This is a genomic window from Zobellella denitrificans (assembly GCF_002237365.1).
GTDB classification, from domain to species: Bacteria; Pseudomonadota; Gammaproteobacteria; order Enterobacterales; family Aeromonadaceae; genus Oceanimonas; species Oceanimonas denitrificans.
The window spans coordinates 21,032-38,980 of record NZ_NMUO01000030.1 but is presented as its reverse complement, the minus strand read 5'-3'; the positions used below and the strand labels follow the sequence as shown (position 1 = coordinate 38,980).

The following is a 17,949-nucleotide window of genomic DNA, read 5'->3' as shown; positions in this document are numbered from 1 at the left end:
GGTGGGGGTGCCGGCCGCGGGCGGCATCCGGGTCAGCGGCGCGGCGGTGGCCTTGTAGCCGGGCCGCCGACCCGGCGCCGGGAGGATCAGGATGTCGGCAGCTTTCGGGAGCGCTCCGACCGGGCTGCCGGGCTCAGACAAGACTCGGCGAACTCGGCCGCCGGCATGGGGCGGCCGGTGAGCCAGCCCTGCACCAGGGTCAGGTGATAGCGGCCCAGGGCGTCGAGTTGGGCCGGGGTTTCGACGCCTTCGGCCACCACCTGCAGCTCCAGCTCCCGGGCCAGCCCGGTCACCGCGGCCAGCACGGCGCTGCTGCTGCGGCATTCGCCGAGCTGGCGGATAAAGGATCTGTCTATCTTCAGGCTGGTGACCGGCAGGGCGTGCAGGTAGCTGAGCGACGAATAACCGGTGCCGAAGTCGTCGATGGCCAGCGGACAGCCCAGCTCGCGCAGCGCCTGCAGCAGCCGGGCCGCCTGTTGCTGCTTGTCGAGCAGAATGCTCTCGGTCAGCTCCAGGCCGAACAGCCCGGCCGGCAAGCGGTAATCCAAGAGCAGGTCGCGCACCTCGGCCAGCAGATCCTGCTGCCAGAACTGCTGGGCCGACAGGTTGACCGACACCGGCACCGGTGTCAGCCCCTCGTCGAGCCAGGCCCGCAGCTGGGCGGCGGCCATGCGCATCAGCCGCCGGCCCAGGAACACCATAAGCCCGGCGCGCTCGGCCAGGGGGATGAAGTCGGCGGGCGACACCGCCCCCAGCTCCGGATGCTGCCAGCGGGCCAGGGCCTCGGCGGCCCGCACTTGCCGGCCGGCAGGATCGACCTGGGGCTGGTAATGCAGGCTGAGGCCCTCGCCGCTTTCCACCGCGTCGCGCAGTGCCGTTTCCATCTGCAACCAGCGGTGTTCCTGCTGGTGCATGTCCCGGCGGAACAGCCGGTAGCCGTTGCGCCCTTCCTGCTTGGCCCGGTACATGGCGGCATCGGCGTGGTGCACCAGCTCCTCGGCGTCGGTGGCGTCGTCGGGATAGAGGCTGATGCCGAGGCTGCAGCCGATACGGAAGCTCTGCTGGCCGATGCGAAAGGGTTCGCCGATGGCGTCGATCAGGCGTCGGGCGACGCGGGTGACCTCGTCCGCCTCTTCCAGATCGGGCAGCAGCACGATGAACTCATCGCCGCCCAGCCGGGCCAGGGTGTCGTCTTCCCGCAGGCGATCGCCGAGGCGGCGGGACACCTCGAGCAGCAACTCGTCGCCGGCGGCATGGCCCAGGCTGTCGTTGACCTGCTTGAAGTGATCCAGGTCGATGAACAGCACCGCCAGCCGGCGCTGGTGGCGGTGGGCGTGGCGGATGGCCAGCTCCAGGCGATCCTCCAGCAGGCGGCGGTTGGGCAGGCGGGTGAGGGGATCGTAATAGGCCAGTTGGCGGATCTGATCCTCGTTTTCGCGGATATGGGTGATGTCGGTGAACAGGGCGGCGTAGTTGCCGATGTTCCCCTCGGCGTCACGGATGGCGGTGACGGTCAGCAGCTCCAGATAGAGCTGGCCGCTCTTGCGCCGGTTCCAGATCTCGCCGCGCCAGTAACCCCTTTCCCGCAGCGTCCGCCACATCTCGGCATAGAAGGCACTGTCGTGGCGGCCGGAGGAGAGTACCGCCGGGGTGCGGCCCAGCACCTCTTCCGGGCTGTAGCCGGTGGTGTGGGAAAAGGCCGGGTTGACGAACTCGATGCGGCCTTCTGCGTCGGTGATGATGATGCCTTCGAGGGAGGCCTCGATCACCCGTTCGGCCAGCTCCAGGTTCAGGCGGGAGCGGCTGAGGGCCCGGTCGCGCTGCTCCAGCGCCTGGCGCAGCTGCTGCTGGTAGCGGTGCTCGACGCCATCGAGGATGTTGCGAAAGCCGAGCAGGCCCACCACCCGGTTGTCGTCGTCCAGCACCGCCAGGTGGCGCACCCGGTAATCGATCAGCAGGTCCCGGGCGCGCAGCAGGGTGTCGCCCCGGTTCACGGTCAGCAGCGGCCGGCTGGCCAGGCCGCCGACCGGGGTGTTGCCCGGATGGCGGGCGACGAAGCGGACCATGTCCCGCTCGGTGAGGATGCCGTATTCGCCGTCGGCGCAGGCCACCACGGCGGCGTCCTGCCCCTGCCGGTACATCAGGGCCGCCACCTCGGCCAGGGACAGCGCCCCCGCCACCGTCAGGGGCTGGCCGTCCATGGCCTCGTGCACCTCGCGCAGGCCGAGGTAGGGCTCCAGGCCCTGCTTCAGCGCCAGATCGGTCTGGGAGACGATGCCCCTGGGCCGGCCCTGATCGTCCACCACCAGGAAGTGCCGGTGGCCCTCGGCGCGAAACCGCTCGGCCACCGCCGACATGGGCGTGCTCAGGTGCAGGTGGCTGACCGGCGTGCTCATCACCTGGCCTATGGGGGTGAGCAGGCCCTGGGGATTGCCGAAGTCGAGGCGCAGGCTGTCGCGCTCGGTCCAGATCCCCAGCACCCGCTCGCCCTCCATGATCAGCATGGAGCTGCAGCGGCGCGAGGCCATGCGCTCGGCCGCCTCACGCAGCGGGGTATCGGGGCCGCAACTGAGCAGCCCGGTTTGCATCAGCCGTTCGACCGGCAGGTCCGCCGTTACGGGGTCTTGAAATTTCACGTCCGCTTGATACCTGGGTGGCTTGGAATGGGCCACACTACCATATCCGCCCGGGAAGACAGAAGCCTTTGGGCAGCCCGGGATGCAAAGGCGCCGGACTGGGATTATGCTCTGGTGAGAGCCTGGAGGTGTCGCATGAAACTTCATATCTGGTGGCTGTTGTTGTTGCCCCTGGCCGGCTGCGCCAGCCAGCAGGAACAGGCCATGAGGCGGCTGAACGACATCGCCGAGCAGTTGCTGGCCCGGGAATGCGAGCAGCCCCAGCTCAGCTACCGGCAGGTGGAAAACCCCCATGTGCCCGGCCTTATCGACGAGGTGGAGACCCTGCGCTGTCCGGGGCTGGTGGTCCAGACCTACCTGTCGGAGGCGGCGGCCAACCCCAACGGCATGCCGCTGCTGCTGCTGGTGTCCGCGCCCCAGCCGGGGCTGCCGTCCTTTATGAACGTCGGCGCCGACCGGGCAGGGCTGGTGGCCGAGCTGGGCCGCCCGGCCCGGGAAGGGCGCCAACTGCTGCGCTACCAGTCCCGCGAAACCACCGAGAACGTGACCTTCCGGATGGAGGGGGACCGCATCGCCAGTATCCGCTGGGAATGGTATTTCGACTGAGTTCCGATGGCGCCGGCCGTTGTCATGCCTGGTGCCGGACGGCCTGCCCCTGCTGTTCCGGGATGGCCTGGGGCTCGACGTCGCCGAAGCGATCGACCCGCAGCAGGGATCTGAAGCCCCACATCCAGGTGCCGGCCACCGCCAGGGTGGAGACCCCGCCGATGACGGCGGCGGGCACGGTGCCGAACCAGGCGGCGCTGGTGCCGGCGCGGAATTCCCCCAGCTCGTTGGAAGAGCCGATAAACAGCATGTTCACCGCGCTGACCCGGCCGCGCATCTCGTCCGGGGTGGCCAGCTGGATCAGGGTGGAGCGGATATAGACGCTGATCATGTCCGCCGCACCCGCCACCAGCAGGGCGGCGAAGGACAGCCAGAACAGGGTGGAGAAGGCGAACACCAGGTTGGCCAGGCCGAACACCAGGACGGCGACAAACATGGCCGGCCCCACCCGGCGGTTGAGCGACCAGGTGCTGAGCGCCACCCCCATCAGCAGGGCGCCGAGGGCGATGGCGCTGCGCAGGGCGCCCAGTCCCTCCGGCCCCACCATCAGCACCTCCTGGGCATAGATCGGCAGCAGCGCCACCACGCCACCGAGCAGCACCGCGAACAGGTCCAGTGAGATGGCGCCGAGGATGACGGGGCGCGAGCGGATATAGCCGATGCCGGCGGTGAAGCGGTGCCAGGCGGTGGCTTCCGGCGGTTTGGCGCCGCCGGCGTAGCGGGCCCGCACCGGGGTCAGCAGCAGCAGGGCAAGCAGGAAGGCGCCCAGGCAGACGCCGTAGGCCAGGCTGCCGCCCAGGGCGTAGAGCAGGCCGCCCACCAGGGGACCGCCGATGACGGCAAGCTTCATGATCATGCTGTTGACGGCGATGGCCCGGGCCAGCTGGCCGCGGGGCACGATTTGCGGCAGCAGGCTTTGCAGGGTGGGGCCGGTGAAGGCCCGGGCGCTGCCGTAGAGCACCAGCACGGCGTAGTAGTAGCGGACTTCCGGCAGGGGGGAGAGCGACAGCAGCAGGAGCAGGCCGCTGCACAGGGCCTGCACCAGCCAGCTGCCGGCGAGCAGGCGCTTGCGGGAGTGGCGGTCGGCCAGATCGCCGGCCGGCAGCAGCAATAGCAGCATGGGAATGAACTGGGCCAGGCCCACGTAGGCCAGGGCCAGGGGATCCCGGGTCAGGTCGTACACCTGCCAGGCCACCACCACCGCCTGGATCTGCATGGCGAACACCGCCGCCAGCCGGGCGATCAGAAAGGGCAGAAAACCCTGTTGGCGCAGCACCTGGGTGCCGCCGGGATGGGAAGACATGGATTCTTGGGCAAAGCGGAACGGGCGGGCAGTGTAAACCGGGCGACCCGAGGCGGCAAGTCGGGTGGGGCGCCTCGGCAATCGGGCCCCGGGCTCGGTCGAATAAATTCGACCCTACAGAACCAGCCCGTCACGGCGCCATGCCAGGTTGGAACGCCGGGTTGGCCGTAGGGTTCACTTCAGTGGACCACCCGACCACGGCGCCGCGCCCGGTCGAATAAATTCGACCCTACAGCCTGGGCCCTAGGGTCGATTTCAAGCGCCCTGATCAGTAGGACTGGGTATGCACGCCCTTGACCGCGCGGCCGGAGGGGTCGGCCATGTTCTTCCACTGCTCGTCCCATTCCAGCGCCTTGGGGGTGGAGCAGGCCACGGAAGGACCGCAGGGCACACAGTTGGCGGCGGAGTCCTGGGGGAAGTGGCCCTCGAAGATGGATCTGTAGTAATAGGCTTCCTTGGTGACCGGGGTGTTCAGCGGGAAGCGGAACGCCGCCGTGGCCATCATCTGATCGGTGACCTGCTCTTCCACCATGGCCTTGAGGCTGTCGATCCAGGAGTAGCCCACGCCGTCGGAGAACTGCTCCTTCTGGCGCCAGGCCACCTCATGGGGCAGCAGGTCGCTGAAGGCCTCGCGCAGGATGTGCTTTTCCATCTTGCCGTTGCCGCACATCTTGTCGGCCGGGTTCAGGCGCATGGCCACGTCCATGAATTCCTTGTCGAGGAAGGGCACCCGGGCTTCCACGCCCCAGGCGGCCATGGACTTGTTGGCGCGCAGGCAGTCGAACATGTGCAGCGCCTTGAGCTTGCGCACCGTCTCCTCGTGGAACTCCCGGGCGTCGGGCGCCTTGTGGAAGTAGAGGTAGCCGCCGAACAGCTCGTCGGAGCCCTCGCCGGAAAGCACCATCTTGATGCCCATGGCCTTGATGCGCCGCGCCATCAGGTACATGGGGGTGGAGGCGCGCACCGTGGTGACGTCGTAGGTTTCCAGGTGATAGATGACGTCCTTGAGGGCGTCCAGGCCTTCCTGCACCGTGTAGTGCAGCTCGTGGTGCACCGTGCCCAGGTGATCCGCCACCTTGCGTGCCGCCAGCAGATCCGGGGCGCCTTCCAGGCCCACGGCAAAGGAGTGCAGGCGCGGCCACCAGGCCTCGCTGTTGCCGTCGTCTTCCACCCGGCGGTCGGCATACAGCTTGGCCACGGCGGAGATGATGGAGGAATCCAGGCCGCCGGACAGCAGCACGCCGTAGGGCACGTCGCACATCAGCTGGCGCTTGACCGCCGCCATCAGCGCCTCGCGCAGCTCGCTCACGCTGGAGACGTTGTCCTTGACCGCGTCGTAGCTTTCCCAGTCGCGCTGGTAGTAGCGGCGCGGCTGGCCTTCCTTGCTGTACAGCAGGTGGCCCGGGGGGAACTCGCTGATGGTCTTGCACACCGGGGTCAGCGCCTTCATCTCGGAGGCCACGTAGAAGTTGCCGGCTTCATCGTAACCGGTGTAGAGCGGGATGATGCCCATGTGGTCGCGGCCGATGAGATAGGCGTCGTTCTCCTGGTCATAGAGCACGAAGGCGAAGATGCCGTTCAGATCGTCGAGGAATTCGGGGCCCTTTTCCTGGTAGAGGCCGAGGATGACCTCGCAGTCGGACTTGGTCTGGAACTCGAAACCACAGGTGAGGGTGGCTTCCAGCTCCTTGTGGTTGTAGATCTCGCCGTTCACCGCCAGGGCGTGGGTCCTGGCCGGGTTCAGCAGCGGCTGGGCGCCGCTGTCCAGGCCGACGATGGCCAGCCGCTCGTGCACCAGTATGGCGTTGTCGCTGCTGTAGACGCCGGACCAGTCGGGGCCGCGGTGGCGCAGCAGTTTGGACAACTCCAGGGCGCGGCTGCGCAGGGCGGCGGGATCGGATTTGAGTTCAAGAATACCGAAAATGGAACACATGGGGGCTTGTCCTTAACACATTGATCTACATGAATGAACGCAGGTTGCCAGAGTCAAACCGGGATGAAAAGCGAAAATAGCGAAAATTTATAAAAAAAGGCTGTTAAATTTTGATTCAATATTTAAAGTGTCATTATTTGGCAAATGAATAATTAAATTATCACTTTATTGTTTATTCGTTAAAAATATCAGGCTTGAGCAGGACAACCCGGAATCCGAGCTGCGGCGACCCCGCCGGCTGGTCGGGCCCCCGTCTCGTTGCTGTCATCAAAGCGATGGGCGGGGGGACTATGGTACAGAAGGATGGGTTTCGGTAGCAGGCCTGTCCGCCCGTGCAGTCCCTGGCACCGGTGACCAATCGGGGCTGGCAGTGAGGAACTATGGTTGCAAAGGCACCGTTGCAGCGGCATGGCGGGAGCCTGGCGCAATTCGGAGGCTTTTATGCGGTTTCATTTATCTCGGCGTCGTTTCGTCAGCCTTGCCTTGCAGGGCGGTGGTGCCCATGGCGCCTTTACCTGGGGCGTACTCGACGCCCTGCTGGAAGACGGTCGCTTTGCCATTGAAGGGATCAGCGGCACCAGCGCCGGTGCCATGAACGCCGTGGTGCTGGCCCAGGGCCTGTTGCAGGGCGGCAACGAGGGCGCGCGGGAAGCGCTGGCCCGCTTCTGGGAAGCGGTCGCCGACTGTGCCCCCATGCTCAATGCCGGCGCCGACAGTGAAAGCGGGCGCCTGGCCACCGCCATCAGGGTCATGCTGTATTGGACACGGCAGTTCTCACCACAACAGTTCAATCCTTATGGGATCAATCCGTTACGGGATATTGTCGGTCGGCAAATCGATTTTGACCGGTTGCGCGAGCGCTGCCCGCTGAAACTGTTCATCGCCGCCACTCACGCCAATAGCGGCAGGCTGCGGCTGTTCCGGACGGCCGAGCTGACGGCGGACATGTTGCTTGCCTCGGCCTGCCTGCCGACCCTGCACCATGCGATATTGATCGATGGCGAGCCGTATTGGGACGGCGCCTTTGCCGCCAACCCGGCGATTTTTCCCCTGGTCTACGAGGCATCTTCGGCGGATATCCTGCTGGTCTTGCTCAGTCCCTTCGAACATTCGCAACTCCCGTTGACCCATGAGGAAATTCACCATCGCACCCAGGAGCTGGCGTTCAATAGCACCCTGCTGCGTGAGCTGCACAGCCTGGCGCTGGCGCGCCAGTTTGCCCGCCAGACGCTGTGGCCGGGGGGACGGCTGGAACGGCGTCTTGCCCGCACCAGAATGCACCTGATCGATACCGGGGATCTGGTGGGCCGGTTGGCCATGGAATCCAGGCTGACGACCAGCCGGTCGTTTCTGGAGATGCTGCGTGATCAGGGCCGGGCCCGAGCCGGCGCCTGGCTGTCGGCACACGGCGACAGCGTGGGGAAAGGGGCCACGGCGGACATTGCCAAATTGTTCCTTTGAGCGCGGGGCGGTACTGGCGGAGCCTACGGCTGTAGCGCCGGCGCCAGGGGATCGTCGATGCGGAACCAGCCGGCGATGCTCAGCCGCTCGCGCCGGGCCGGCAGCACCTCGTGGGGGAATTGCTCCGACAGGAAGCACACCAGGGTACCGGCCTCGGGGCGCACCCGGTACAGTATTTCCTTGCCCTTTTCAGGATAGACCAGCAGCTCGCCGCCATCGTCCGGCTGCCAGTGCTCGTTGAGGTAGACGACCGTGGTCAACCGGCGGTTGCCTCGGCCGCGAAAGGCGTCCAGGTGCTTCTTGTAGAAGTCGCCCTCGTCGTAGCGGGCATAATGGCACTCGTAGTCCTTGAGCCCCATGAACAGCTGGCGGTTCATCTGCCGCTGCAGGCCGGCCATCAGCGCCAGGTAGCCGCGCTGGGCCGGGCTGTCGCCCTCGAGCCAGCGGGTCTTGTCGGTGCGGATGCGCTCGTTGGTGTGGTGATCCTGCTCCCGGCCGATGCCGGCGGGAGTGAGCTGCCAGGGGGGCAGGTTGGCGAAGTCCTGGCGCAGGGCCGCGACCAGTGCCCCCTCCAGGAAGCCGGGGAAGATGCCGATGCCCGGTCCGGCGATGGCGTCCACCACCTCGTCAAAGGTCTGTTCAAGCTGCAACTCGGTATTCAAGTGGTAAACCCTCCAGTAGGAGCGGCCTATGTACACCCAGAGTGGCCCTGGTCGCCAGAGAGAAAAACTGTGCGTCAAATAAAATAATACTGCGCGAGGGCCCCGTCATCCGTCTGCACGGCCTCTTTCGAACGCTGTCCCGGACAACGATAATAGAGGACAGGATGATCCACTCGGTGCCGGCGGTGATGGGGCTGATAAAAAGACTCTTGTTCGTGATGATGCTGTCCAGCCTGGTGCTGAGCGCCGGCACAGTGCTGCCTCAGGCCCGGGACGCGGCACGGATCTTCTGGTGGCAGGGCGACCCTCTTTTGATGGTGCAGTTCCGCCTGCAATGGTTGCCGGCGGCCCGCTACGCGACGGCGCTGGAGCAGGCGCTGCAGGAGGAGGATCTGGAACTGGCCCTCTCCCTCTATCAACTGGCGCAGGAGCAGGGGGTGGCGCTGGACGAGGGCCTGGTTACCCGGCTGCAGGCGGCCGATCGCTGGCAGACCCGGATGCTGCGCTCCGCCGGGGACATCTGGCAGGGGCTCAGTACCGGTCGGGCCGACAGCGCCGAAGGCATGGCGGCGGCAGTGATCACCGATCTGACCCTGCTGGGGGATCTGCGGGATCTGACCCGGGAAGGCCTGGCCTGGCCGGATCACGATCCCCTGTTGCTGGCCCTAGCCGGCACCGGCCTCGGGCTCAGCGCCCTGAGCCTGGCCAGCGGCGGCGCCACTGTGCCGGCCCGGGCCGGGGTATCGCTGCTGAAGGTGGCCCGCAAGAGTGGCCGCATGAGCCGGCAACTGGGGGAGCAGCTCTACCGCCTGAGCCGGGATGCCATCGACGGCCGGGCGGCACGGGAGCTGGGCGAGCGCCTGGGGCGGCTGGAGTTGAAGCAACTGGGGCGGGCGGAGCTCGACGAGCTGGCACTGGCGGCCGGGCGCATCGTCGGTACCGAGGCGGCCGGGCAGTTGGCCTCCACCGGTCGGGCGGTGCGCAATATCGCCGGCCACAGCGGCGCCCGGGGAGCCATGGACTCCCTCGGACGGGCCGATTCGGTGCGGGAGCTGTTGCGGCTGGAGCAGGTGTCGTCGGGGTATCGCGGCAGCTACCGCGGGGTGCTGCGGCTGCTGCCGGATGCGGGCAAGGGCCTCTATCGGCTGTCGCTGCTGATGGCTTCCCTGCTGCTGTGGCTGGGATCCTTCCTGCTGTGGAGCCTGGGCGCCCTCTGGACCCTGCAACGCGGGCTTCGCGGACTGTACCGGGGGCTGTTCGGGCGCAGCGCCGGCTGAGCCTCAATGAAAAAACCCCAAGCATTTCTGCCCGGGGTTTCAATTTGGCGGTGAGGGAGGGATTCGAACCCTCGATACGTTGCCGTATACACACTTTCCAGGCGTGCTCCTTCAGCCACTCGGACACCTCACCAAATTTTTATGCGTTTTTTATCTACGGTGTCTGCTTCACCGGCTTTTCGTCTTCGCATTGCTGTCCTCGGGCTGACGCAGCACGCTGCGTGCTTTTGCCCCGGCTTCACCTCTTGGCAGCCACTCGGACACCTCACCAAATTTTTATGCGTTTTTTATATACGGTGTCTGCTTCACCGGCTTTTCGTCTTCGGATTGCTGTCCTCGGGCTGACGCAGCACGCTGCGTGCTTTTACCCCGGCTTCGCCTCTTGGCAGCCACTCGGACACCTCACCAAATTTTTATGCGTTTTTTATCTACGGTGTCTGTTTCACCGGGGTTCCCGCTTGAGAACGGGGCGTAATGTAACGGCTTGCCGGCGCTTGTTCAAGGCTTTTTAAGCGGCCCTGGTGCAAGTGCTCGAAGCCTGCGCAATCTGCGGGCTTAATGCACAGCCGAAGGCATTTTCTGCGGCTCGTCCTGCATCAGGAAGCCCAGTTCGGTGATTTCCTGCACCAGTTGCTGGGTGGCCAGCATGGTCTGCTGCACTATCCACAGGAACTGGTGCTGCTCCAGGCCGGCCTGGGTATGCAGGTAGTCCGCCACGATCAGGCGGGGCAGGTTGTCGTCGACGATGTCGACAAACACCTTGAGGCTGGGGTAGTTCATGTTCAGCCGGCCCAGGTCGGCCACCAGTGCCAGCAGGGCGGTGGGACGAATTTCGACTTCGGTGGTGATGATGGCGTCTTCGTGCTCAACGAACAGCCGGCTCTCCAGCACGCCATCCAGACCCTGCAGCTCGGACAGATGGATGCCGTGGCAGCTTTCACAGATGTAATGGTCGATATAGCCGGCGGTGAGCCAGCGCATGGCGATTTCTGCTGTTAACACTGAAATTCCCGAAAAATTGAGCCTGAAAGGGCGCTAGTGTAAACCAAAGGGCGGTCGAGGAGAATCAAAAGCCGGCACCGCGGCCAATGCGTTCTGCACGGTAGGTTATCGAGTCCGGCCGCCGCCATGCCGGGCTCCCGGCGCAACGCGCGGCTTTCATTTGCTTTTGGCGCCAAAAGCGGGAATGCTTCATGTAGGTCAATCAAGGAGTTGCCCGTGGTGACTCCCTCTGCAAAGAAGGAAAGCCAAGATGAAAACGCTGCTTGCCGCCATCGATTTGGATCAGGATTGCAAACGGGTGGTGAAGAGGGCGGCCGAGCTGGCGCTGGAGCTCAAGGCCAGCCTGCATCTGGTGCACGTGGTGGACGATGCCCTGACGCTCTATGAACCCCTGGTGGAGATACCGGTGCGCCACCGGCTGAAACAGGCGGCGGAAACCGCCCTGGACGGCTTCTTCGATGGCCTGCCCGGCGAGATCAAGCCCGACAGCGCCCGGCACGTGCTGCTGGGCAAACCGGATCGGGCGCTGGCCCGCAAGGCCGCCGAACTCAAGGCCGATCTGATCATCGTGGGCAAGCATCACCTCGATCCGATGCGTGACCTTTTTCTTGGCACCACCGCCGAGCGCCTGCTGCGCCACTGCGATATTCCCCTGCTGATGGTGGCGGGCGATCCCGACGAGCCTTACCGTCAGGTGCTGGCCGCCACCGACTTCTCCCGCAGCTCCCATCATGCCTTGCAGGCGGGGCTGAAGCTGGCCCCCAAGGCCCAGGTGCGCCTGGTGCATGTGTTTGATCCGCCCTTTATGGGCTTTATCCGCCATGACCAGCTGGAGGTCGAGAGCCTGAGGGAGCACCAGCGGGCGCGCATCGAGCACGAGGTCAAAACCGAGATGGCCCACTTCCTGGCCGACGACGACCAGAGCCGGATCAGCACCGAAATCATGGCCGGCGAGACCCAGGTTTGCCTGGGAAATGCGGTGAGCAAGCACCAGCCCCAGTTGCTGGTGCTGGGTACCCATGGCCGGCAGGGCATCAGCCGGCTGCTGATCGGCAGCGTCGCCATGAGCTTCCTCGGCATGCCCCCCTGCGATGTGCTGGTGGCCCGCTGAGGCGAGGAGCTACGTAAACCGAGGCCGGGTTGCCCCGGCCTTGTGGTATCAGAACAGGGCGGTCCAGTCCTGCTCGCTCTGGCCCAGCACCAGAAAGTGGGGATTGAGCGGCGCTTCGGGATGGGCGTAGTCGAGCGGGGTGCCGTCCAGTTGCACCACCCGGCCGCCGGCCTGCTCCGCCACGCAGTGGGCGGCGGCGGTGTCCCATAAACAGGTGGGACCCAGCCTCGGATAGGCGTCGGCCGCCCCTTCGGCCACCAGGCACAGCTTGAGGGAACTGCCCATGGGCACCAGCTCGTGCTCGCCCAGCCTGGCCAGCAGGCGCGGCATCTCTTCGCCGGCGTGGGAGCGGCTGCCGACGATGCGCCAGGGCGTACCCGCCCGATGCTCGGCCACCCGGATGGGCCGGCGCTGACCCTCGGCGTCCACCTTGCAGGCCCCCAGGCCGCGAGCGGCGCTGTAGCACAGACCCAGCGCCGGGGCATAGACCACGCCCAGTACCGGCCGGCCCCGCTCGATCAGGGCGATATTGACGGTGAACTCGCCGTTGCGCTTGATGAACTCCTTGGTGCCGTCGAGGGGATCCACCAGCCAGTAGCGCCCCTGGGCGTCGGGACCGGCGAAGTGGCCGGTGTCTTCCTCCGACAGCAGCGGCAGTGGCAGGGGCAGGGCGGCCAGGCGATCGGCGATAAGCTGATGGGCGGCGGCGTCCGCCTCGGTCAGGGGGGACTTGTCGGCCTTCTCCTCTACCGAGAAGTCCCGGCCGTAGATGGCCATGATGGCGGCGCCGGCGTCCCGGGCGATGGCTTCCACCTCGGCAACCAGTTCGGCGGTGATATAGTCTGAGTGCACCATGCTCTCCATGGGGGTGACGTGAAAAAGGCCTTGTATGATATAAAAAAACGCCGCCCATTCCCAATCACAAGGACATGCCCATGAAGATAGCCATACTGGATGATTACCAGGATCTGGTGAAAAGCCTGCCCTGTTTTTCCCGCCTGGCCGGCCACCAGGTGACGGTGTTCACCGACCACTGCAACGACCTGGATCTGTTGGCCGAGCGGCTCGCCCCCTTCGAGGCCCTGGTACTGATCCGGGAACGCACCGAGATAAGCGCCGAGCTGCTGGCCCGCTTGCCACGACTTCGGCTTATCAGCCAGACCGGCAAGATAAGCAACCATGTCCGCCTGCAGGACTGCACCCGGGCAGGGGTGGCCCTGGCGGAGGGGGTGGGATCGCCGGTGGCGCCGGCGGAGCTGACCTGGGCCCTGATCATGGCGGCCAGCCGGCAGCTGCTGCCCTATTGCAGCGAGCTCAAGGCGGGCCACTGGCAGCAGAACGGCGAGCTCGGGCTGGGTCGCAGCCTGGCCGGCAAGACCCTCGGCATCTGGGGCTACGGCAAGATAGGACGGCGCATCGCCCGCTTCGGCCAGGCCTTCGACATGCAGGTGCAGGTGTGGGGCAGCGAGGCCTCGCGGCAGCAGGCGAGAACGGACGGCCTGATGGCGGCCCCCGATCAGGCGGCGTTTTTTGCGAGCAGCGATGTGCTGAGCCTGCACCTGCGGTTGCACGAGGCGACCCGTCATCTGGTCTCGGCCGCCGATCTGGCACTGATGAAGCCGGATGCGCTGCTGGTCAACACCAGCCGGGCCGAACTGCTCGAACCCGGTGCCCTGGTGGCGGCGCTGAATGCGGGCCGGCCGGGCTTTGCCGCCCTGGACGTCTACGAGCAGGAGCCGGACGGAGAGCAACTGCGACAGCTGCTGGCCCTGCCCAATGCGCTCTGTTCGCCCCATCTGGGCTATGTGGAGCAGGGCGGTTACGAGCTCTACTTCGGTGCCGCCTTCGACAACATCCTGGCCTACGCCGAGGGCCGGCCGGTGAACATCGCCAACCCCGAGGTGCTGGAGGAGCAGGATGACTAGGCGAGGGCGGCGGCGCAGCTTCACCCCGCGCCTGCTGGGCGGCGCCCTGCTGCTCGGCCTGGCGCTGCTGCTCCAGGGCCTGTGGCCGGGCGGCCATGACTCCGCTGGCCATCCGCAACTGGCCGAGACCCTGCGCCTTATCGACCGGGGCGGCCCCTTTCCCTATCGTCAGGACGGCACCACCTTCCACAACCGGGAAGGGTTGCTGCCGGCCCGGCCCCGGGGCTATTACCGGGAATACACGGTGGACACGCCCGGGCTGGACCACCGCGGCCCCCGGCGGGTGGTGACCGGCGGCGATCCGCCCGAGGTCTACTATTATACGGAAGACCATTACCGCAGCTTTATCGAGCTCGAGGTTGAGCGACCATGAACGAGACCGAACTGACCCGGTTGCTGAAGGCCGGGCCGGCCCGCACCTGTTGCCTGGATCCCCAGTCCCTGCTGGCCCTGGAGCTGGCCGCCCGCCGGCTGGATCTCGGCTTTTATCCGATCGATTTCGCCGGGGTGGACTCCAAGGCCGATTGCCTGGCGAGGCTGGCCGGGGCCCTGACGCTGCCGGCCTGGTTCGGCCACAACTGGGACGCCCTGAGCGACGCCCTGACCGAGCCGGAGCTGGTCGGCGAGCGGGGCGTCGTGCTCTGCCTGCAACAGGTGGAAGGCTTCGTCTGCCGCGAACAACCGGGCTGGCTGACCCTGCTCGACATCATGAATGAAACGGCGGAATACTGGAGCCGGCAGCAGCGCCCCTTCTGGTGCGTGGTCCTGAGTGCCTGCCCGGCCCTGGTGTCGGCGCCGGTGCTGGCCAACCATTAATGCCGCGCAGACTTTGAACTTTCCCGTCGGTGCCGGTATCCTTGGCACCCTGCGGTCCCGGGACCATCTTTTTTCGTTAACTGTGAGTCTGCTCCTTGATTTCCACCAACAACATTACCATGCAGTTCGGCTCCAAGCCGTTGTTCGAGAACATTTCCGTCAAATTCGGCGACGGCAACCGCTATGGCCTGATCGGCGCCAACGGCTGCGGCAAGTCCACCTTCATGAAGATTCTGGGCGGAGATCTGGAGCCCACCGCCGGCAACGTCAGCCTGGATGTGAACGAGCGCCTGGGCAAGTTGCGCCAGGACCAGTTCGCCTATGAAGAGGCGCGGGTGCTGGACGTGGTGATGATGGGACACAGCGAGCTGTGGGCCGCCATTCATGAGCGCGACGCCATCTACGCCAACCTGGAGGCGAGCGACGACGACTACATGAGGGCGGCGGAGCTGGAAGGCAAGGTGGCGGAGTACGACGGTTACACCGCCGAGTCGCGTGCCGGCGAACTGCTGCTGGGGGTGGGTATTCCGCTGGAACAGCATAACGGCCCCATGAGCGAAGTGGCCCCGGGCTGGAAACTGCGGGTACTGCTGGCCCAGGCCCTGTTCTCCAACCCCGATATCCTGCTGCTCGACGAGCCGACCAACAACCTGGACATCGACACCATCCGCTGGCTCGAAGACGTGCTCAATGAGCGCAACAGCACCATGATCATCATCTCCCACGATCGCCACTTCCTGAACAGCGTCTGCACCCACATGGCGGATCTGGACTACGGCGAGCTTCGGGTCTACCCGGGCAACTACGACGACTACATGCTGGCGGCGACCCAGGCCCGGGAGCGGCTGCTGTCCGACAACGCCAAGAAGAAGGCCCAGATCGCCGATCTGCAATCCTTCGTGGCCCGCTTCAGCGCCAACGCCTCCAAGGCGCGCCAGGCCACCTCCCGCGCCAAGCAGATCGAAAAGATCAAGCTGGAGGAAGTGAAGGCGTCCAGCCGGCAGAACCCCTTTATCCGTTTCGAGCAGGAGAAAAAGCTGTATCGCAACGTGCTTGAGGTGGAAGGCCTGGCCAAGGGCTATGGCGAGGGCCCGCTGTTCAAGGGGCTGAACATGCTGGTGGAAGTGGGCGAGCGCATCGCCATCCTCGGCACCAACGGCATCGGCAAGTCGACCCTGGTCAAGACCCTGGTCGGCGAACTCGCTCCCGATCAGGGCCAGTTCAAATGGTCCGAAAACGCCACCATCGGCTATTACGCCCAGGATCACGCCGCCGATTTCGACAAGGATCTGACGGTGTTCGAATGGATGAGCCAGTGGCAGCAGCCGGGTGACGACGAGCAGACCATCCGCGGCGTGCTGGGCCGGCTGCTGTTCGGCCAGGACGACATCAAGAAGAAGGTGGGGGTGCTGTCCGGGGGCGAGCAGGGCCGCATGCTGTTCGGCAAGCTGATGCTGCAGCGGCCCAATATCCTGGTGATGGACGAGCCCACCAACCACCTGGATATGGAATCTATCGAGTCGCTGAACATGGCGCTGGAGCTGTACCAGGGTACCCTGATCTTCGTGTCCCACGATCGGGAGTTCGTGTCGTCCCTGGCCACCCGCATCCTGGAGCTGAGCGAAAACGGCATCCGCGACTTCAGCGGCAGCTACGAGGAGTACCTGCGCGAGCAGGGCGTGGTGTAACGCTAGCTGACCCGCCGGTAGCCCTGCTCCACCCCGCCCTTGGCCAGCACCCACTGCCACAGCTGGATGTCCCGGGCGCGGAAGGCGCCGGCGCAGGCCAGCAGGTAATAGCGCCACATGCGGTAGAAGCGCTCGCCCAGCCGTTCCCGGAAACGGGGCCAGGCCTGTTCGAAGTTGGCGTGCCAGGCCATCAGGGTCTTGTCGTAGTCGGCGCCGAAGTTGTGCAGATCCTCCACCACGAACAACTGGTCTACCGCATCGCCCACCTGGCCGACGGACGGCAGTTCTCCGTTGGGAAAGATGTATTTGTCTATCCAGGGATCGGTGTGGGGATGGCGTTCGTTCTTGCCGATGGTGTGCAGCAGGAAGAGGCCGCCGTTCTGCAGGCAGCGGTGGGCCACTTCCATGTAGGTGCGGTAGTTCTTGTGGCCTACGTGTTCGAACATGCCCACGCTCACCACCCGATCGAAAGGTTCGTCCAGCTCCCGATAGTCCTGCAGGCGAAATTCCAGCGGCAGCCCGGCATAGCGGGCCCTGGCCCATTCCGCCTGCTTCCGGGAGATGGTCACGCCCACGCATTCCACCCCGTAGTGTTCGGCGGCGTAGCCCATAAAGCTGCCCCAGCCACAGCCGATGTCCAGCACCCGCATGCCGGGCTCTAGCCCGAGCTTGCGGCAGATCAAATCCAGCTTGGCGGTTTGTGCCTGTTCCAGGGTGGTGGCGTCTTGCCAGTAGCCGCAGGTGTAGGTCAGGCGTGAGTCGAGCATGGCGGCGTAGAAGTCGTTGCCCAGATCGTAGTGGGCCTCTCCCACCTGCCAGGCCCGTTTGCTGGTCTGGCGATTGAGCAGCCGGGCCTTGAGCGCATGCAGCAGCAGGCGGGAAGGGTGTATCCTCCGGTGCAGGCGCGCCTTCAGCAACCGGCAGATCAGCTCGTCGGGCTGCTGGGCCTCCCAGGCGCCGTCCATGTAGCTCTCGCCCAGCCCCAGGCTGCCTTCGGCGAAGATGCGCTCCGGTACCCCCGGGGCCTTGAGCTGCATGTCCCAGGGGCGGCTGCCGTTCACCTCGATGCCGGCGTCGGCAAGCAGTTCCCGCCACAGACGGTGCAGGCTGGAGTGTGGATAGAGGAAAGCGGTGTTCGTCACACCGGTGTATTCAGCGCCACCCATAAGGACTACCTCTTGCCATCATTAAAGCTGGAGCCGGCTCGACGGTTGCAACGCAGGGTCCGCGCCCAGGGGCCGGCTTTTTAGTGTTCTGTCATTTTATTAAAGGACAGTTTTTTAGGCTTTTGTAGTCCAGGTCACATTTTCACCGGGTTGTTTTATTTGCGCTTTTTAACTTTTTATCAATAATTCCCGCCCGTTGCCGGGCAGGCGGCGGTTACTGCACGGGTTCAGCGCAGCACCAGCACGTGCAGCAGGGTCAGCGGTGCGGACAGACGCAGGCTGGCCCAGCCGGCCAGATCGCACACCGCGCCGGCCTGGCGGGAGCCGTCGATACAGGCCATCAGTTGAGTGATCATGATTCTT

General features: G+C 65.4%; 16 protein-coding genes and 1 tRNA gene. 8 read left to right on the top strand and 9 right to left on the bottom strand.

Going from position 1 to position 17,949, the window contains the following annotated elements; all coding sequences use genetic code 11:
• Positions 1-86 precede the first annotated feature (86 nt).
• Positions 87-2,636, bottom strand: a complete 2,550-nt coding sequence (locus CGX12_RS08625; protein ID WP_254918239.1) for an EAL domain-containing protein — start codon at positions 2,634-2,636, stop codon at positions 87-89.
• A 135-nt stretch (positions 2,637-2,771) separates the two neighbouring features.
• Between CGX12_RS08625 and CGX12_RS08620 the strand changes: the two genes are divergently transcribed.
• Positions 2,772-3,242, top strand: a complete 471-nt coding sequence (locus CGX12_RS08620) for a hypothetical protein (protein WP_094039479.1) — start codon at positions 2,772-2,774, stop codon at positions 3,240-3,242.
• Between the two features lie 22 nt (positions 3,243-3,264).
• Here the strand turns inward: CGX12_RS08620 and CGX12_RS08615 are convergent, their stop codons facing one another.
• Together CGX12_RS08615 and asnB are read right to left on the bottom strand one after the other, a co-directional pair.
• A complete protein-coding gene (locus tag CGX12_RS08615) occupies positions 3,265-4,545 on the bottom strand; it encodes an MFS transporter (protein WP_094039478.1) in 1,281 nt (426 codons plus the stop codon).
• 268 nt (positions 4,546-4,813) lie between these two features.
• The gene (gene asnB / locus CGX12_RS08610) at positions 4,814-6,478 is read right to left on the bottom strand and encodes an asparagine synthase B (protein ID WP_094039477.1); all 1,665 of its coding nucleotides are present in this window, start codon (positions 6,476-6,478) and stop codon (positions 4,814-4,816) included.
• Positions 6,479-6,862: 384 nt separating this feature from the next.
• On the opposite strand from asnB, the gene CGX12_RS08605 reads away from it, so the two are divergent.
• Positions 6,863-7,939, top strand: a complete 1,077-nt coding sequence (locus CGX12_RS08605; protein WP_217898148.1) for a patatin-like phospholipase family protein — start codon at positions 6,863-6,865, stop codon at positions 7,937-7,939.
• Between the two features lie 23 nt (positions 7,940-7,962).
• Here the strand turns inward: CGX12_RS08605 and CGX12_RS08600 are convergent, their stop codons facing one another.
• Entirely contained in the window at positions 7,963-8,601 is a 639-nt protein-coding gene (locus CGX12_RS08600) for a 2OG-Fe(II) oxygenase (protein WP_094039476.1), read from the bottom strand.
• Positions 8,602-8,765: 164 nt separating this feature from the next.
• Here CGX12_RS08600 and CGX12_RS08595 point away from each other — a divergent pair, with 164 nt between their 5' ends.
• Positions 8,766-9,878 carry a hypothetical protein gene (locus CGX12_RS08595; RefSeq protein WP_094039475.1) on the top strand — a complete coding sequence of 371 codons (1,113 nt, stop codon included), beginning with the start codon at positions 8,766-8,768 and terminating at the stop codon, positions 9,876-9,878.
• A gap of 45 nt (positions 9,879-9,923) precedes the next feature.
• On the opposite strand, the gene CGX12_RS08590 is transcribed toward CGX12_RS08595, so the two are convergent.
• Positions 9,924-10,011, bottom strand: a tRNA-Ser gene (locus CGX12_RS08590).
• Positions 10,012-10,433: 422 nt separating this feature from the next.
• The gene (locus tag CGX12_RS08585) at positions 10,434-10,859 is read right to left on the bottom strand and encodes a YbjN domain-containing protein (protein ID WP_094039474.1); all 426 of its coding nucleotides are present in this window, start codon (positions 10,857-10,859) and stop codon (positions 10,434-10,436) included.
• A 271-nt stretch (positions 10,860-11,130) separates the two neighbouring features.
• Here CGX12_RS08585 and CGX12_RS08580 point away from each other — a divergent pair, with 271 nt between their 5' ends.
• Positions 11,131-11,991: a universal stress protein gene (locus tag CGX12_RS08580; protein WP_094039473.1), complete on the top strand. Its 861-nt coding sequence runs from the start codon at positions 11,131-11,133 to the stop codon at positions 11,989-11,991.
• A gap of 48 nt (positions 11,992-12,039) precedes the next feature.
• On the opposite strand, the gene cysQ is transcribed toward CGX12_RS08580, so the two are convergent.
• Positions 12,040-12,846, bottom strand: a complete 807-nt coding sequence (gene cysQ, locus CGX12_RS08575) for a 3'(2'),5'-bisphosphate nucleotidase CysQ (RefSeq protein ID WP_094039472.1) — start codon at positions 12,844-12,846, stop codon at positions 12,040-12,042.
• Positions 12,847-12,926: 80 nt separating this feature from the next.
• Here cysQ and CGX12_RS08570 point away from each other — a divergent pair, with 80 nt between their 5' ends.
• From CGX12_RS08570 to CGX12_RS08555, 4 genes are all read left to right on the top strand, one after another.
• Positions 12,927-13,916, top strand: coding sequence for a D-2-hydroxyacid dehydrogenase family protein (locus tag CGX12_RS08570; protein WP_094039471.1), 990 nt, complete (start codon positions 12,927-12,929; stop codon positions 13,914-13,916).
• Positions 13,909-14,289: a guanyl-specific ribonuclease gene (locus tag CGX12_RS08565; RefSeq protein WP_094039470.1), complete on the top strand. Its 381-nt coding sequence runs from the start codon at positions 13,909-13,911 to the stop codon at positions 14,287-14,289. Before CGX12_RS08570 ends, CGX12_RS08565 begins: the two co-directional genes overlap by 8 nt.
• Positions 14,286-14,732, top strand: coding sequence for a barstar family protein (locus CGX12_RS08560; protein WP_094039469.1), 447 nt, complete (start codon positions 14,286-14,288; stop codon positions 14,730-14,732). The genes CGX12_RS08565 and CGX12_RS08560 overlap by 4 nt, the downstream gene beginning before the upstream one ends.
• Positions 14,733-14,827: 95 nt before the next feature.
• Positions 14,828-16,420 carry an ABC-F family ATPase gene (locus tag CGX12_RS08555; protein ID WP_094039468.1) on the top strand — a complete coding sequence of 531 codons (1,593 nt, stop codon included), beginning with the start codon at positions 14,828-14,830 and terminating at the stop codon, positions 16,418-16,420.
• A 2-nt stretch (positions 16,421-16,422) separates the two neighbouring features.
• On the opposite strand, the gene cfa is transcribed toward CGX12_RS08555, so the two are convergent.
• Both cfa and CGX12_RS19535 read right to left on the bottom strand, forming a co-directional pair.
• The gene (cfa, locus tag CGX12_RS08550) at positions 16,423-17,562 is read right to left on the bottom strand and encodes a cyclopropane fatty acyl phospholipid synthase (protein WP_217898147.1); all 1,140 of its coding nucleotides are present in this window, start codon (positions 17,560-17,562) and stop codon (positions 16,423-16,425) included.
• Between the two features lie 251 nt (positions 17,563-17,813).
• Positions 17,814-17,942, bottom strand: a complete 129-nt coding sequence (locus CGX12_RS19535) for a universal stress protein (protein ID WP_232513413.1) — start codon at positions 17,940-17,942, stop codon at positions 17,814-17,816.
• Positions 17,943-17,949: the final 7 nt, after the last annotated feature.

Bases quoted from the DNA above. Each gene is read 5' to 3' on its own strand.
- CGX12_RS08620 (WP_094039479.1), top strand. From the start codon at position 2,772: ATGAAACTTCATATCTGGTGGCTGTTGTTGTTGCCCCTGGCCGGCTGC.
- CGX12_RS08615 (WP_094039478.1), bottom strand. From the start codon at position 4,545: ATGTCTTCCCATCCCGGCGGCACCCAGGTGCTGCGCCAACAGGGTTTT.
- asnB (WP_094039477.1), bottom strand. From the start codon at position 6,478: ATGTGTTCCATTTTCGGTATTCTTGAACTCAAATCCGATCCCGCCGCC.
- CGX12_RS08595 (WP_094039475.1), top strand. From the start codon at position 8,766: ATGATCCACTCGGTGCCGGCGGTGATGGGGCTGATAAAAAGACTCTTG.
- CGX12_RS08585 (WP_094039474.1), bottom strand. From the start codon at position 10,859: ATGCGCTGGCTCACCGCCGGCTATATCGACCATTACATCTGTGAAAGC.
- CGX12_RS08580 (WP_094039473.1), top strand. From the start codon at position 11,131: ATGAAAACGCTGCTTGCCGCCATCGATTTGGATCAGGATTGCAAACGG.
- cysQ (WP_094039472.1), bottom strand. From the start codon at position 12,846: ATGGTGCACTCAGACTATATCACCGCCGAACTGGTTGCCGAGGTGGAA.
- CGX12_RS08570 (WP_094039471.1), top strand. From the start codon at position 12,927: ATGAAGATAGCCATACTGGATGATTACCAGGATCTGGTGAAAAGCCTG.
- CGX12_RS08565 (WP_094039470.1), top strand. From the start codon at position 13,909: ATGACTAGGCGAGGGCGGCGGCGCAGCTTCACCCCGCGCCTGCTGGGC.
- CGX12_RS08560 (WP_094039469.1), top strand. From the start codon at position 14,286: ATGAACGAGACCGAACTGACCCGGTTGCTGAAGGCCGGGCCGGCCCGC.
- CGX12_RS19535 (WP_232513413.1), bottom strand. From the start codon at position 17,942: ATGATCACTCAACTGATGGCCTGTATCGACGGCTCCCGCCAGGCCGGC.